Origin of the sequence: Sorangium sp. So ce145, assembly GCF_051525985.1 — a bacterium.
In the GTDB taxonomy this organism is placed as follows: Bacteria; Myxococcota_A; Polyangia; order Polyangiales; family Polyangiaceae; genus Sorangium; species Sorangium cellulosum_B.
The window spans coordinates 1683348-1697422 of the sequence record NZ_CP150315.1; the positions used below are offsets into that span (position 1 = coordinate 1683348).

Sequence of the window (14075 nt, forward strand, 5' to 3'; positions counted from 1 at the left end):
GCGGTACGACGGGAGCTCAGTGGAAGCACACCTCGAGCGAGGGGCGGTCGCCGAGGATGTCGTGCTCACTCGAACGGTAGCTGGTGCGCGCCGTCAGGTTCTCCTCCAGGAGGAAACCGTGGTTCGGGTGCGCGCCGTCGACCCACGCCTGGACGAGCTCGGTCAGGTCGACGGTCGCGACGCCGGACGACGCCCCGAGGAACGTCGCCTCGACGGCCGGCTCGAAGCTGTCGGCGAAGCTGCTCCAGGTCACCGTGGACTCCGCCCAGGAGGCGTTGATGCGGTGCACCCGGATCTCGCCCGTGCCGGAGCTGTAGAGCGTGGTGCTGAACGTGGCCGACGCGACGGTGGCCCCGTACGGGATGGAGTCGAGCTCGAAGCGGTACCGCGCGTTCTTCTCCGCGCCGTTGCTCAGGCCCGTGTGGACATAGGAAGAGCTGCCCTCGTTGTAGCTCGGGTACAGCGCCCAGATCGCCGTGTCCGCCACCTGGCCGAAGGTGCCCCGCTGGATCGTCACGCAGGGGTCGCACGCGTCGCCGCGGCCGTTGAAGTCGTAGTCTTCCTGGCCGGGGTTCGGCGTGTCCGCGCAGTTGTCGCAGCGGTCGCCCACGCCATCGCCGTCTGCGTCGCTCTGGTCCGGGTTGGCGTAGAAGTAGCAGTTGTCCGGCCCGTTGCAGATCGTATCCGAGTCGAAGTCGTCCGACCCCGGGCCTGCGCAGCGATCGCACGCATCACCGAACCCGTCGCCGTCGGCGTCGCTTTGGTCCGGGTTGGCGGTCGCGTCGCAGTTGTCCTCCCCTTCGCAGAGCCCATCGCCGTCGCTGTCGTCCGATCCCGGGCCCACGCAGCGATCGCAGGCATCACCGAACCCGTCGCCGTCGGCGTCGCTCTGGTCCGAGTCCTGCCGGTCACGCGCCGGAAGGCGCGCGTGAACGAAATGGCCGACCGGTTGCCTTCGCCACGGTCGCGAATTTCAGCATGTCCTCAACGGCTTCGACAGCAGGGCCCTCCCGGCTTTCAGACCGACGGAGGCTTCGCCCCGGGGGCATCGGCGCGCGGCACCTCCGGGAGCTCCGGGGCATCGAGCCCCGCGAACGGATCGCGCCACGCGTCGAGCTGCCACAGGCGCGCGTGCCAGGCCGCGACGCGCGGGTAGTCCGAAAGCGGCAGCCCGGCGAGATCCGCGAACGGAAGCACCGACGCCATGCGAAAGTCTGCATACGAAACCGCGCTCCCGACGAGCCAGTCCCTGCCGCTCAGGACCTGTTCGAGCAGCGTCGCCGCTTCGGCAAACCCCGAAAGCCCCTCCGCCACGAGGTCGTCGCGGATGGGACCGAGCCCGTAGCGCTGCTTCGTCACGCGCTCGAAGTGGACCTTGTCGCACGCGGCGACGAAGTTGTGCGTGCCCCAGCTCAACCAGCGGATCATCTCCGGTTGCGCGGTGCCCGTGCGCCAGAAGTCCGAGCCCGTGAGCTGCGAGAGGCGGCACGCGATCGCGTCTGTTTCCCAGAGCGACTGGTCCCCCTCGACCAGGATGGGCACGCGCAGGTTCGGATTCAGCGCTCGAAACTTCTCCTGCTGTGACGGGTCGAGAGGAGCCGCGTGCACGTAGTCCACGGGTGCAGCGAGGTGGCGCGCCACGGCGACGGCGACCCGTGGATTCAAGTTTCGGCTGAAGTAAAGTTTCATGGATCGTCCTCTCCTGCCAGCTGGCTGTATGCGCCGATGACGTGCCGGCGCCGGGCATTCAGACTGGAAAGCGCTTCTTCTGTCATCCGGGCCCGCTCGGGGCGGGGCAGCAGCAGCACCTGCGCGACACGTTCGTTGGTGGACATAGAGGAGGTATCACATGGCCAGTCCCTCTGCGACTGCGACGAGGCGGGGCCCTCCCGCAGCCGGCGCTCCCCGTCCCTGAGCGGCTCGTGGCGTGCCAGCGGCAGCCTGGCGGGCGGGCGGGGAGCGGGCCCGACAACTTCCTTCACAACCACGCCCTGGCCCGCGCCGAGATCGCTCGGCTCCGCGGGGGAAGGACCTGGAGGCCACCCGGCTCCACGAGCAGGCCATCGCGGCGGCGCGGGACGGTGTCCGGGAGCCGCCGCGCTCGCCCGAGCGGCGACGGGCCGGTGTGACGTCACCAGGTCCGGGGCGCGTGCGTTGCCGGATCGCTGGGGGGTCGGTGAGCGTAATCGTGGATTGCTTGACAACCTGATGGTCCTTCGCACGATTCGTCATCGTGGGGGAGCATGCGTACCGGACCCGACGATCACACGGAGCCAGGCGCGCCCGTTGTCGACCATGCCCGCCACCCGGGGCCGGACGAGCCCGCGCCCTCGGAGCCCGCTGCGCGCGCGGGCCTCGGGCCGCACAAGGCCGCCTCGGGCTGCCCGCCGGAGCAACGTACGGACGATCTCGGGACGAAGAGCCCTCGGCCGGGGAGCGGCCGGACAGCCCAGCCGAGCACGGTCGCGACCGACATCCCGACGGACATCGCTCGCAAGTGGCAGGAGATGACCGATCTCCTCGCGGAGATCCTGCGCGTCCCGGCCGCTCTGATCATGAGGATCGAGCCGCCGGACATCGTCGTCTGCGTCTCCAGCGAGTCGAAGGGGAACCCCTTCGCGCCCAACGAACGAGCGCGCCTCGGCTCCGGGCTCTACTGCGAGAGCGTGCTGAAGAGCCGAACGCCGCTGCTGATCCCAAACGCTCTGAAAGACGAGCAGTGGAAGTCGAACCCGGACATCGAGCTCGGATTGATATCCTATCTCGGTTTCCCGATCTCCTGGCCCACGGGGGATATCTTCGGAACCATCTGCGTGCTGGATGACCGCGCGAACCATTACAGCAAGGCCTACCAGGCGCTCATGGAGCAGTGTCGCGACGTGATCGAGATGGACTTGAAATCCATCTTCGCCCTCGATGCTCGCCTGACAGAAGAGGCCCGGGCGAAAGAGCGGCTGGAGCAGCAGGTCGCCGAGCGCACCGCCGACCTGCGCCACGCCAACGCCCAGCTCAGGCAGAAGATCGCCGAGCACGAGCGGACGGAGGCGGCGCTGCGGAAGGTCGCGGAGGAGTGCAGGTGCGCGGAGGAGGCGCTGCGCACGAGCCAGGAGCTCCTGCGGGCCATCATCGACAGCTCGACGGCCATCGTCGCCGTCAAGGACATCGAGGGGCGCTACCTCCTCGTCAACCGCCGCTTCGAGGAGCTGTTCGGCGTCGCGCGCGAGGCCATCGTGGGCAAGCGCGACGATGACGTGTTCTCTCGGGAGCACGCCGAGGCGCTCCGCGCTTTCGATCGGCGGGCGCTCCTCGCCGGGACGGCGCTGAAAGACGAGGAGGTGATGCCCGAGGACGACGGCGTGCACACCTATCTCACCATCAAGTTCCCTCTGCGCGACGCCGCCGGCGTCCCGTACGCGGTGGGCGGCATCTCCACGGACATCACGGAGCGGAAGAAGATCGAGGCGGAGCGCGCCCTGGTCCTGGAGCACGAGCAGAGGGCTCGGACCGCCGCCGAAGCAGCGGTGCGGATGCGCGACGACTTCCTGTCGATCGCCTCCCATGAGCTCTATACCCCCATCGCGGGCCTGAAGCTCGCCGTGCAAGGCTTGATGCGCGAGGCGACGACGCTCCCCGCCGGCGCGACGAAGCTGGCCAGGATGGCCGAGCGGCAGTGCCAGCGGCTCGTCAGGCTCATCGAAGATCTGCTCAACGTGGCTCGGATCCAGGCAGGCAAGCTCGATCTGAAGCTGGGAGACGTCGATCTCCGGGCGCTTTCGGAAGAGGTCGTGGAGCACTTCGACGTGGAGCTGAAGCAGGCGGGAAGTACAGTGAGCTGGCGGGCAGACGCTCCCGTGGTGGGCATGTGGGACAGGGCCCGTCTGGAGCAGGTGGTGACGAACCTGGTGCTGAACGCCATCAAGTATGGGAGGGGCAAACCGATCGAGATCAGCGTCGCGGCCGAGGGCGAGGTGGCCAGGCTGGTCGTCGCCGATCGCGGCATCGGGATCGATGCGAGCTGCGCGCCGTACATCTTCGAACGCTTCGAGCGAGGCGTCTCGGCGCAGCACTACGGCGGTCTCGGCCTGGGGCTGTACATCAGCCGCCAGATCGTGGACGGCCATGGCGGCTCGATCCGGGTCGAGAGCGAGCTCGGCGCGGGGGCTGCCTTCATCGTGGAGCTGCCCCTGCGCCGGCGGCGCGACGCGCTGCCGACCGAGGTGTCTGCGCCGGCGGGAGGTCCCGATGAGCCCGCGGGATGATCCTCACGACGGTGTCTTGATCGTCGACGACGACAGCGGATTTCGCGCCGTCGTGGAGGAGCTCTTGCAGGCATGCGGCTACGAGGTCGTCTGCGCGGAGAATGGCGCGGTGGCGCTGGATCTGCTCCGCAGCGGCCTCCGCCCGAGCATCATCCTGCTCGACCTCATGATGCCGGAGATCAACGGCTGGGAGTTCCTCGCGCTCAAGCGACGGGAGCCCGCGCTGGCGGACATCCCGGTGGCGATCCTGTCAGGCGTCGACGCACTGGAAGCCAAGGCAGCCACCCTGGACGTGTGCGCGCTGCTCAAGAAGCCGATCGATCTCGACGCCCTTCTCGCCGTGGTCGCGAAGACACGATGAGCTCGCGCCGGGGAGCTCGTTCGGCGCTCGAGACCTCCTCCAGCGACGGCGTCGACCCCGGCGAGAGCGTCGCCGCCTCGGCAAACCCCGAGAGCCCCTCCGCCACGAGGTCGTCGCGGATGGGACCGAGCCCGTAGCGCTGCTTCGTCACGCGCTCGAAGTGGACCTTGTCGCACGCGGCGATGAAGTTGTGCGTGCCCCAGCTCAACCAGCGGATCATCTCCGGTTGCGCGGTGCCCGTGCGCCAGAAGTCCGAGCCCGTGAGCTGCGAGAGGCGGCACGCGATCGCGTCTGTTTCCCAGAGCGACTGGTCCCCCTCGACCAGGATGGGCACGCGCAGGTTCGGATTCAGCGCTCGAAACTTCTCCTGCTGTGACGGGTCGAGAGGAGCCGCGTGCACGTAGTCCACGGGTGCAGCGAGGTGGCGCGCCACGGCGACGGCGACCCGTGGATTCAAGTTTCGGCTGAAGTACAGCTTCATGGATCTTCCTCTCCAAGGCCCTGCGATCACAGGCCGCAGATGGCTGTCGCACAGATAGACATGCTGCGAGAAGCTCGGCGGCGGGGCGCCGGCCGAAGCGGGGCTCGTGACATGAGGAGGGGGAGCACCAGCACGCGGACTTTCATCCTGATCACCTGTCCGTTTCGTTGCGGGGAGGCGGCGAGGCCCATTGCATCGTCGCAGGGCGGACCGAGCAGAGGAAGTAGCGGGCCCGCTGAAAGCCAATGTCTTCGCGAGGACCCGGATCGAGAGCCAGCGGCCACTTGGTCTATTCCTGTTCCTGCAATTGCGGTGATAGCCAGCCGTCGATGGTTGTCGTCATTTCTCGTGCGTGGCTCAGCCACAGGAAATGGTCTGCCGGAAACGTTTCGATCTTCACATGAACCCCGCTTCCCCGTAGCGTTTCGGTCGTGCGCTGGATGTCGTCCAGCGGAAACCGCGTGTCCTTCGTGCCTGCAATCAGAAGGACGTTCGCCCCCAGGTTCGGCTGCACGACCTCGCCGATCCCGGAGACGAGGACGAATCCGCGGAACTGCTGCGCTAGCTCTGGATCTTGCAGGATCGCAGTCGCGCCAACGGCGCCGTTCGACAGGCCGATGAGGAAGATACGCGCTCGATCTACCTCGGCGGGCAAGTGCTTCGTGACGAGAGCGCTGACCACCGACTTGCCGCGCGGTGTCCAAAATGCGCCCGTATAGTCGAGGAAGGGCGCAACAATGACGAACCGATCGCCGAACGCCTGGTGGAGCACCCGTAGATAGGCCGTGAGTTGACCGCCGAAGCCGTGCAAAAATACGATACATGGAACGGCCGTTCCGCTGCTTGGAACGTGCTCGAGGTGCCTCAAGGCATGGGATGAGGACTCGACGAGGACAGCATTCGGCCAGGGGCGCGATGATTCCGAGTAGGCGTTGCGAAGGAGCTGGTCGAGGTGATCCCTCTCACGACCCTTGACGAACCCCAGCGACTCCGAGAAGTACAAGCCAGCCAGGACTGTCTCCCGCTCGTCCGCGAGCCGGCTGAGCCATGGAGGCGACGCATCGCGACGACCTTCGTCGACGAAGCGAAATTCCTGAGGCGGAGGTACAGCGCGGAATCTGACGACGACGAACGTCGAAACACCCATCAAACACAGCGCTGTCGTCGTGATCCATGCGACCCGCCTGGCGCCATCGGGCGGAGGTCGTACCATGGTCGTCAGGCAAATCGCCACCGACAGCGCCCCGAGGGTCAGGGTGGAGGCCGTCACGCCGTTTGCGGCAACGAAGAGGAGCTGAGCGGCAGCAAGCAACACCAGTGCTATGGCGCCAAGAATGCGCGCGACAACACGCCCGCGCCCGACCGGCTTCATGGCAGCTATTTCGCGATCGATGTCGTCAGTGGGGGTCGCCTGCCACATCCGTAGATGCCCTACACCTGCGGTTCTCTTCGTCTACCCAACCATCCGTCGATGGGTCAACCGAAGCCGCCGGCCCAGGTCTGTCCAGATCGTTGCCTTTCGTGGTCTGCCCAACGAAAGGTCTCACAGATCGGCTCTGAGCCGCAAGGCCCAAATGCTGGCCAGCGCCAGGCGCCGCTCGTCAAGCCGCTGCCGCTATCGCGCGAGCTTCGCCCTCACTCCACAGCACGCGAAGCAGAGCGAGAGCGTACACAGGGAGACGGGGAGGGGAGAGAACTAGAATCCCATCTCTCGTCTCCCCGCCTCCCCGCCTCCCTGTGAATCCTTCCTTCTTCCTCTCCGCCCACCCCGATCAATTCATCCACGCATCGACGATGAGGCCGCCCTGAGGTCACCTCTCGCTGTCGAGCATCGCCATCATGGGCGCGGGGTAGCGGGTGCCGGCGATCTCCTCCGCGGGGACGGCGGCCTCGAGCTCGGCGAGGTCGGAGGGCGCCAGCGCGATCTCGAGGCCGGCGAGGGCATCGTCGAGCTGCTTCCGCGTGCGCGCGCCCATCGTCGGGATCACCGTGACGCCCTGCGCGGCGCCCTTGGCGCGGACCCAGGCGACGGCGAGCTGCACGGGGGTGACGCCGCGCCTCGCTGCGAGGCGAACGAAGGCGTCGACGAGCGCCTGGTTCTTCCGGGCGTTCTCGCCCGAGAAGCGGGGCATGTGGGCCCGCAGGTCGCCCGCGCCGGCCGGCTTGCTCCCGGCCAGCAGCCCGCGCGAGAGCACGCCGTACGCGGTGACCGCGATGCCGAGCTCGGCGAGCGCGGGGAAGATCGTCGCCTCGGGGCCGCGGCTCACGAGCGCATACTCGATCTGGAGGTCCACGATCGGGTGCACCTGCGCGGCGCGGCGGATCGTCTCCGCGCCCACCTCGGAGAGGGCGATGTGGCGGACATAGCCCGCCTTCACCATGTCGGCGATGGCGCCGATCGTGTCCTCGATCGGGACCGCCGGGTCCAGGCGCGCGGGCCGGTAGACGTCGATGTAGTCGACGCCGAGGCGCGACAGGCTATGGGCGAGGAAGCTCTTCGTCGCCATCGGACGGGCGTCGAATCCCAGGAAGGTGCCGTCGGGCGCGCGCAGGCCGCCGTACTTCACGCTGAGCACGGCCTTGTCGCGCCGGTCCTTGATGGCCCGGCCGACGAGCATCTCGTTCTTGCCCATGCCGTAGAAGTCGCCGGTGTCGAGGAGGCTCACGCCCCGATCGAGCGCCGCGTGGATGGTCGCGATGCTCTCCGCGTCGTCGCTCTCGCCGTACCAGCTGCCCCCGCCCATGCTCATGCAGCCGAGGGCGAGGGGGAAGATGGAGGGGCCAGTGTTGCCGAGCTTGGTGGTGTTCGTCGTCGTCATGCCGTCACCCTAGGCACTCGCGTTTCATTGATCCAATGAATAGTATGTATTATCTACATGTCTGAAATTTATGGGATAAACCTCGACCTGAACCTGCTCCGCGTCTTCGCCGTCGTCGCCGAGGCGGGCAGCGTCACGGAGGCGGCGAGCCGGCTGTACCTGACGCAGCCGGCGGTGAGCGCCGCGCTCCGGCGCCTGACCGCGACGATCGGCGCGCCGCTCTTCGTGCGGAGCGGGCGCGGGGTCGCGCTGACGAGCCGCGGCGAACGGCTGCGCGCGTCGCTGAAGCCGCACCTCGGCGCCCTGATCGAGGCCGCGCTGGCGCCGCCGGCCTTCGACCCGAAGACGTGCGAGCGCACCCTCCGCCTCGGGCTCTCCGACACGGCCGAGGTGTGGCTGCTCCCGCCGCTCTTGCGCGCGCTCGAGCGCGAGGCGCCGCGCATGCGCGTCGTCGCCGTGCCTGTGCAGTTCCGCACCGTGGGCGCGGCGCTCGCGGGCGGCGTCGACGCGGCGATCACGGTCGCCGACGATCTACCTTCGAACGTCTGCCGGAAGCGGCTCTTGAAGACCGGCTTCACCTGCCTGTACGACCCGCGCCACGCGCGCCTGCGCAAGCTGACGGAGGCCCAGTACTTCGCGCACGATCACGTCATCGTCTCGTACAACGGGGACCTGCGCGGCTTCGTGGAGGACCTGCTCGGCAAGACGCGGAGGATCCGGTGCTCCGTCGCGAGCTTCTCCAACCTGGGCGCGCTGATCGACGGCACAGCGATGCTGGCGACCGTGCCCGAGATCGTCGCCGACGACATCCGCGCCGTCAGGCCGCACCTCCGGACCAAGCCCCTGCCGTTCGAGGTCCAGCCCGGGTACATGGAGCTGCTCTGGCCCGCCGCCACGGACGACGACGAGGCGTGCAAGTTCGCGCGGGAGAAGATCGTCCAGATCGCGCGGCCGCTGAGCAAGGGATGACCGGCCTGCCCGAGCGCACGGAGGAGCGCTCCGGGGGCGGCCGAGCGCGGCGGCGCGAGCGGAGCTCGCCGGGGCCGCGCGGCCTGACCGCCGGGCCGTCCCGTGCGTGTCGGCTCTTGCCCTGTGAAGGCGCGAGGGCACGCCGATGCTCGGCTCATCGATCGCGGTTGGCGCGGTGTGCGAGGCCATGTAGGCTCGGCTGCGTCGAGCGCCATGGCGGATGAAGCGACACTCTTGAAGGCGGTCCTGGACGCGCCGGACGACGACGCTCCCCGGCTCGACTACGCCCGGTGGAGCGACGCCCAGGGAGACGCCGTGTCCATCGCGCGGGGCGAGCTCATTCGTGCTCAGATCGACCTCATGCACACGGCCCCGGAGGTCATCAAGACCGGCCGCGCGTTCGGCCTCCAGCACCGGATCTGGGAGCTCATCGAGCGCCACGGCGCCTCGTGGGCAGGGGCGATCGCGGGGTCGGTCGACGCGTACCACTTCGTGCGGGGCTTCGTCGGCTGGATCAAGCTGAGCGCTCGGCGCTTCCTCGACCATGGCGATAGCATCATGGCGCTGGCGCCCGTCCAGCACCTCGATCTGACGGACGTTCGCGACGTCGACGAGGCGCTCTTCGACTCGCCGCTCTGGTCCCACATCCGGTCATTGTCGATGGACGCGTGTGGCCTTCACGACCTGCACCTGCAGATGCTGGCCGCGTCGCCTCACGTCACCAACCTGCGCTGGCTCTCGGTGGCAGACAACCACTTGACCCTCGCCGCCGCGGAGGCCCTCGCCGCGTCGCCCTTCCTCCGCGACCTCCGGTATGTCGAGCTTCGCGGTAACCCGACCGACCCCGTGGAGCGCCTCGGGTACGACAGCGGCATCGTCGTCGCGAGCTGGATGCCCCCGGAGGGCAAGAGCCTCGAGGCGCGCTTCGGCCATCAGGCGTGGTTGCATCGGGAGGTCATTCCCGGTCGATTCGAGGTGTAGGCGCGCTGGACGCGCGCGGGAGCCATCGAGGCGTTGGCCGCTTCGCGGCGGCTGCGCGCGAGGTCTACCCTGCTACCGGGTAGGCGAACTCCAGCTGGGCCAGCCTGGCATCTTGGCTGTTACAGGCATCCCGGAGCTGCTGCAGGTTGCTATAGCCGTTTCTGGTGTTGCGCTCCGCGATGATGCGCGCCGCGAGAACGTCGCCCACGACCCCGGCGAGCTCGCCGGGGGTCATCGTGTTGACGTTCCTGTTCGGGTGATCCTCGAAATAGCGGTTCGCCAGCGCGGTGTTGACACCACAGATGATGAAGCCGTCGGGCACCGCCGACACGGGCAGCGTCGCGTGAAAGATCCACATTCTATCCTTCGGCGTGTTGCCGTGGACGTTCCGCGTGCCGATTCCGTACCCGGGATAGTTGTTGCACGCGGCTCCGAGGATCCGCACGAGGTGGTCTGCCGTCTCGAGGGCGACCAGCCGGCCTGCCTCCTCCACGGCCTGAAAGACCAGGTGATGAGCGAAGGAGCGCGGGTGCCCGACCGCGTCCGTCTCCTGCCCGTTGGGGATGACCAGGCGATCGTACTCGCGAGACTCTACCACCTCCAGCCCGGCGACCTCCTGCTCGTACTCGTTCGACAGTGTCCAGCGGGCCTCCTGGGCGTTCAACGGGCTCCGGTTGGCCCACCAATCACGGATGTTGTTCTCCCCCTGCGCGGCCGCCAGCCGCACCTCGACGGCCTCGTCGGCTGCCGCGGCACTGGCCAGGATGGCGCCGCGCCCCATGCGGGCACGCCTGGAGGAGGCGATCAGGTCGTCCTCACCGTCGATGCCGACGTCCCGGCGTCGCGCCGGCTCACGCGCGACGTTCGTGTTCGGGTCTTTCAGGAAGGTGATGTTCCTCGGGTTCTCGAAGATAGCCATGAGGCCCGCGCGGCCGAACCAGTCGAGGGCGCATTGCCTGTTTCGTGCCTTCTCCGCCGCGTTGAGGCCCACGCCTCCGCCGGCGGTGACACAGACCCTTTGTCCAACGTTCCACACCACCTCATCCCGGATCGCGTCCACGCCGTTGAGCGTCCTGCGATTGCGCCATCGCTCGACCAGCGACCAGACCTCGGGGCTGAGCCACGGGGGAGTCCGCGCGCCCGTGGTCTCGGCGCTGTCCCCGTCCCGGGGCGGCATGACGAGCGGGCGGCCCGGGCCGGTGCAGATGTCGATCTTCGCGGCGTAGACCAGGCGGGCCGTCCCGTTCGCTGGATCGTACAAGCACAGACGATATGGAGCCTCGCCGTCTGCGAAGGCCGGCCACGGGTCCTGGATTCGCAGGTTGATCGCGTCGCGAACCGCGCCGCCGCCCTCCTCGGCCGCGATCCGGGCGTCGATCGCCTCCATCCCCGCGCGCGTCTGGATCAGCCCGACCCACTCCTCTGCGACCCCGGCGCCGAGCGTGTCGAACTCTGCGCTGATCTGCGCGCCGAAGTGCTGGGAGTCGAGCCCGCCGTCGATCGCGTTCCCTCCCACGGAGGGTTGATTGGCGAACGCCGGGAAGCTCAGGAGGTGATTCGGTTGGCCCAGGCCGTGTTGCAAATACCTCGGCCAGGGGTTGGGAAAGCCCACATGGAGGACCGGGAGCTCGCCGAGGCGACCCTGCCCCCACGCGGACTCCACCAGCGTGCGGTGGTTGACCACCGCCATCGGACCTCGGCCGACGATCACATAGTAGACGGTGGGCAGCAGTACATTGACGACGTTGAGCCCCTCGAGGCCGGCCTCCACGTCTCGCGCGTCGTTGTCGGGCTCGTCCTGGACGAGACGGCGCTGTTCCGCCTCGTCGTCGACGGCGCCGGTCCCGCAGCAGCACCCCATGGTCAACCTCCCGATGTGCGTGTTTGCATGAGCCTGTCGAGCCTCGTGTAGCGGCGGAGGGTCTCGATGGCCCTCTCGTGGAGCTCGCATCCCCGCGGCGCGGGACCCGAGGCGGCGGCGGTGGCGAGCGCCTCGCTGGCCCAGGGGTGAAACGGATCCCGGTCGAAGGCGCTGCCGAGCAGGAACATGAGCCCGAGGTACACGATGACGGCCGGCCCCGCGGTGAGGCCGTGCTGCCTGGCCGCGCTCCGCGCGCCCTGGATCAGCCGCTCCACGGAGTCGTCGCCGAGAGCGTCGTATTTCCGGCGATACAGCTGCCTCAAGAAGCCGCGCAGCCCGTCGTCGCTGTCGTCGTGGGCCGCGGCGATCTCCTCGAAGCCGCGGGCGTCCGACCAGGCCAAGGCGCGCCTGTAATACTCGCCGCTCCGGCCGACGATCGGCTCCATGCGCCGCGCCGTCTCGCCGAGCAAGCCGGTCATCGCGTCGGCGCGGCTCGCGCGGGCGCTCTGGCGGAGATGCTCGCCTGCCCAGGGGAGCTGTGGATCTTCGTCGAAATGGCTCCCGAGGAAGACCATGAGGCCCACGAAGGGGCGGATGTCCACGGCGTCTCGAAAGCCGTGGCGGGCGGCGCGAGCGATGCCGACGTCGATGGCGCGGCGGCTCCGGGGATCGGTCAGGACGACGCAGTGCTGCGGATAGCGCCGCCAGAGGTAGCTCAGGACGTCTTCGCGGAGCCTCGTATAGGCGGGGCTGCCGGGCGCGGGGAGCTTCGTCGAGCGCACGGCTCAGGCCCCGGCCCAGGGTTCGGGGGCGCCCGGGCGGCGCTCGTGGTCGGAGGCAGCGGCGGGCATCGGCTCAGCTCGAGCTGGTGTGGCGCTCGGACAGCGCCGATGCCGTGGCCTCGTCGGGCTTGCCCGTGGCCTCGAGGTCGTGGTCGCTCTGGAAGCGCTTCAGCGCGGCGATCGTGGCAGCGTCGAGCTCGCCATGGCGCGGACCGCTGTAATAGCCGAGGTTGGCCAGGCGTGCCTGGATTCCGTCGACGTCTCGGGAGGGGTTGAGCGTCCGTGGAGCGATGTTGTAGACGTGCACGTCGTCCCCCTCGCCCACCGTCAGCCTCGCGCGCGGCATGTCCGGGGGGACGAAGGCCTCGACCAGCCCCTGGGCGCTCGTCGTTCCCTCGATCTTCCGGTCGCCGTACGTCAGGACGTAGGGGAGGTTCGCGAGCGGTTTATCCATCACGAGCAGCCGCAGGCGCAGCTTCGCGGGCACGCCCTTGCGACGGAAGGTGTGCTTGGCGCCCGTCGCGGCGCTGACCTCTCGCAGCGTCAGCTCAGGGACGTGGACCACGTCGCCCGGTCGGAGCACGAAGGGGCTGTCGCGAGACTCCTTCAAGGCGGCGTTCTCGGGGTGCGACCAGAGCGTGTTCCAGAAGAACCCGTTCTCGAAGGCGATGCTCGACATGCACTCCCCTTGCTTGACGATGTGCTTCTTCGCGGATCCCACCTGGACCTCCTGCCACGCGCCAGCGTCGATGATAGACGCCCGCGCCGGAGGGCGTCCACGGCGGCGCGCGGCGGCCATGTCGTTCACGGCGAGGCGCGCGCGCCGCTAGACCGCCGCGCCTCGCCACCGCGAAAGCCCGGCGGCGTCCTCGATGACGGCCTCGAAGCCTCGGAGCTTCGCCGGATCGAGGAACCCGACGCGCAGCGAGAAGCCCGGGTCGTCAGGGCGTCGGTAGAGCAGGATGCCCGCGTCGTGCCGCTCGAACAGGAGGCAGCGCCGCGGATACGGGAGCCGCGTGAACCCCAGCCGCTCGAGGATGACGGCCACGTCCTCGGCGCGCGGAGGCGCGCCCGCCGGCCCGCCGGTCGAGAGATATTCGGCGCGGTGAGGGAAGATCGGGAGGTGGACGTTCGTCATGGCCAGCACGAAGAGCATCTCCCGGAGGCTCACGAACCGCCGGGTGAGGCGCGTCGTCCACGTCTGCTCGCCGAAGGGGAAGCGGACGACGTGGCAGTCCTCGGCCTCGGACGGGGCGTCGAGATCGAGGAAGTAGTGCTGCCCGTCCGGGGACGCGTCGCCGAAGACGTAGAGAAAGCGGCGCGGCGGCATCCATGGAGCGAGGGCGTAGAGGTCTGCGATCTTGGAAGGGTGGTACTCGTGAAGGCCCTCGAGGAGCGGCCCGCCCTCGGCGCCCATCGCCAGCGCGAACGCTCGGTAGAAGCCCGGGCAAGGGCGGCCGAAGCGGTCCTCGATCTCGTCGAGCCGCCAGCCGTACACGCCCTGGACCCGGCCGCGGTACCCCGGCGCGTAGCGGTCGAGGAGCGAGAGGAGCTCTTCCATG

The 14075-nt window shown here is 68.7% G+C and carries 14 protein-coding genes and 1 pseudogene; 4 read left to right on the plus strand and 11 right to left on the minus strand.

Annotated features, from left to right (window positions below):
- Positions 1 to 16 precede the first annotated feature (16 nt).
- The 4 genes and pseudogenes from WMF34_RS06330 to WMF34_RS06345 form a co-directional block, all read right to left on the minus strand.
- A complete protein-coding gene (locus WMF34_RS06330) occupies positions 17 to 517 on the minus strand; it encodes a DNRLRE domain-containing protein (protein WP_437994619.1) in 501 nt (166 codons plus the stop codon).
- 51 nt (positions 518 to 568) lie between these two features.
- Positions 569 to 874, minus strand: a pseudogene (locus WMF34_RS06335) (thrombospondin type 3 repeat-containing protein); the annotation flags it as partial.
- Positions 875 to 1017: 143 nt separating this feature from the next.
- Positions 1018 to 1689 carry a glutathione S-transferase family protein gene (locus WMF34_RS06340; RefSeq protein WP_437992727.1) on the minus strand — a complete coding sequence of 224 codons (672 nt, stop codon included), beginning with the start codon at positions 1687 to 1689 and terminating at the stop codon, positions 1018 to 1020.
- Positions 1686 to 1835, minus strand: a complete 150-nt coding sequence (locus WMF34_RS06345; protein ID WP_437992728.1) for a hypothetical protein — start codon at positions 1833 to 1835, stop codon at positions 1686 to 1688. The genes WMF34_RS06340 and WMF34_RS06345 overlap by 4 nt, the downstream gene beginning before the upstream one ends.
- Positions 1836 to 2243: 408 nt before the next feature.
- Here WMF34_RS06345 and WMF34_RS06350 point away from each other — a divergent pair, with 408 nt between their 5' ends.
- Positions 2244 to 4259 carry an ATP-binding protein gene (locus WMF34_RS06350; protein WP_437992729.1) on the plus strand — a complete coding sequence of 672 codons (2016 nt, stop codon included), beginning with the start codon at positions 2244 to 2246 and terminating at the stop codon, positions 4257 to 4259.
- Positions 4243 to 4620: a response regulator gene (locus tag WMF34_RS06355; RefSeq protein ID WP_012233824.1), complete on the plus strand. Its 378-nt coding sequence runs from the start codon at positions 4243 to 4245 to the stop codon at positions 4618 to 4620. The genes WMF34_RS06350 and WMF34_RS06355 overlap by 17 nt, the downstream gene beginning before the upstream one ends.
- On the opposite strand, the gene WMF34_RS06360 is transcribed toward WMF34_RS06355, so the two are convergent.
- The 3 genes from WMF34_RS06360 to WMF34_RS06370 form a co-directional block, all read right to left on the minus strand.
- Positions 4565 to 5101: a glutathione S-transferase family protein gene (locus tag WMF34_RS06360; protein WP_012233825.1), complete on the minus strand. Its 537-nt coding sequence runs from the start codon at positions 5099 to 5101 to the stop codon at positions 4565 to 4567. The genes WMF34_RS06355 and WMF34_RS06360 overlap by 56 nt on opposite strands.
- Before the next feature lie 289 nt (positions 5102 to 5390).
- Positions 5391 to 6521 carry an alpha/beta hydrolase family protein gene (locus tag WMF34_RS06365; protein WP_012233826.1) on the minus strand — a complete coding sequence of 377 codons (1131 nt, stop codon included), beginning with the start codon at positions 6519 to 6521 and terminating at the stop codon, positions 5391 to 5393.
- A gap of 391 nt (positions 6522 to 6912) precedes the next feature.
- A complete protein-coding gene (locus WMF34_RS06370; RefSeq protein ID WP_437992730.1) occupies positions 6913 to 7920 on the minus strand; it encodes an aldo/keto reductase in 1008 nt (335 codons plus the stop codon).
- Positions 7921 to 7977: 57 nt separating this feature from the next.
- Here WMF34_RS06370 and WMF34_RS06375 point away from each other — a divergent pair, with 57 nt between their 5' ends.
- Positions 7978 to 8889 (plus strand): LysR family transcriptional regulator, encoded by a 912-nt coding sequence (locus tag WMF34_RS06375; RefSeq protein ID WP_437992731.1) that lies wholly within the window; start codon positions 7978 to 7980, stop codon positions 8887 to 8889.
- A 213-nt stretch (positions 8890 to 9102) separates the two neighbouring features.
- Positions 9103 to 9870 (plus strand): TIGR02996 domain-containing protein, encoded by a 768-nt coding sequence (locus tag WMF34_RS06380; RefSeq protein WP_437992732.1) that lies wholly within the window; start codon positions 9103 to 9105, stop codon positions 9868 to 9870.
- 64 nt (positions 9871 to 9934) lie between these two features.
- Here the strand turns inward: WMF34_RS06380 and WMF34_RS06385 are convergent, their stop codons facing one another.
- The 4 genes from WMF34_RS06385 to WMF34_RS06400 form a co-directional block, all read right to left on the minus strand.
- Positions 9935 to 11731: a hypothetical protein gene (locus WMF34_RS06385; RefSeq protein ID WP_437992733.1), complete on the minus strand. Its 1797-nt coding sequence runs from the start codon at positions 11729 to 11731 to the stop codon at positions 9935 to 9937.
- A 2-nt stretch (positions 11732 to 11733) separates the two neighbouring features.
- Positions 11734 to 12513, minus strand: a complete 780-nt coding sequence (locus WMF34_RS06390) for a hypothetical protein (RefSeq protein ID WP_012233831.1) — start codon at positions 12511 to 12513, stop codon at positions 11734 to 11736.
- A gap of 73 nt (positions 12514 to 12586) precedes the next feature.
- Complete coding sequence (locus WMF34_RS06395) at positions 12587 to 13234, minus strand: peptidoglycan-binding domain-containing protein (RefSeq protein ID WP_437992734.1); 648 nt, start codon at positions 13232 to 13234, stop codon at positions 12587 to 12589.
- A gap of 105 nt (positions 13235 to 13339) precedes the next feature.
- Positions 13340 to 14074 carry a hypothetical protein gene (locus tag WMF34_RS06400; RefSeq protein WP_437992735.1) on the minus strand — a complete coding sequence of 245 codons (735 nt, stop codon included), beginning with the start codon at positions 14072 to 14074 and terminating at the stop codon, positions 13340 to 13342.
- Position 14075: the final 1 nt, after the last annotated feature.

Excerpts from the sequence above, each read along its gene's own strand:
- WMF34_RS06340 (WP_437992727.1), bottom strand. The coding sequence starts at position 1,689 with ATGAAACTTTACTTCAGCCGAAACTTGAATCCACGGGTCGCCGTCGCC.
- WMF34_RS06345 (WP_437992728.1), bottom strand. The coding sequence starts at position 1,835 with ATGTCCACCAACGAACGTGTCGCGCAGGTGCTGCTGCTGCCCCGCCCC.
- WMF34_RS06350 (WP_437992729.1), top strand. The coding sequence starts at position 2,244 with ATGCGTACCGGACCCGACGATCACACGGAGCCAGGCGCGCCCGTTGTC.
- WMF34_RS06355 (WP_012233824.1), top strand. The coding sequence starts at position 4,243 with ATGAGCCCGCGGGATGATCCTCACGACGGTGTCTTGATCGTCGACGAC.
- WMF34_RS06360 (WP_012233825.1), bottom strand. The coding sequence starts at position 5,101 with ATGAAGCTGTACTTCAGCCGAAACTTGAATCCACGGGTCGCCGTCGCC.
- WMF34_RS06365 (WP_012233826.1), bottom strand. The coding sequence starts at position 6,521 with ATGTGGCAGGCGACCCCCACTGACGACATCGATCGCGAAATAGCTGCC.
- WMF34_RS06370 (WP_437992730.1), bottom strand. The coding sequence starts at position 7,920 with ATGACGACGACGAACACCACCAAGCTCGGCAACACTGGCCCCTCCATC.
- WMF34_RS06375 (WP_437992731.1), top strand. The coding sequence starts at position 7,978 with ATGTCTGAAATTTATGGGATAAACCTCGACCTGAACCTGCTCCGCGTC.
- WMF34_RS06380 (WP_437992732.1), top strand. The coding sequence starts at position 9,103 with ATGGCGGATGAAGCGACACTCTTGAAGGCGGTCCTGGACGCGCCGGAC.
- WMF34_RS06385 (WP_437992733.1), bottom strand. The coding sequence starts at position 11,731 with ATGGGGTGCTGCTGCGGGACCGGCGCCGTCGACGACGAGGCGGAACAG.
- WMF34_RS06400 (WP_437992735.1), bottom strand. The coding sequence starts at position 14,074 with ATGGAAGAGCTCCTCTCGCTCCTCGACCGCTACGCGCCGGGGTACCGC.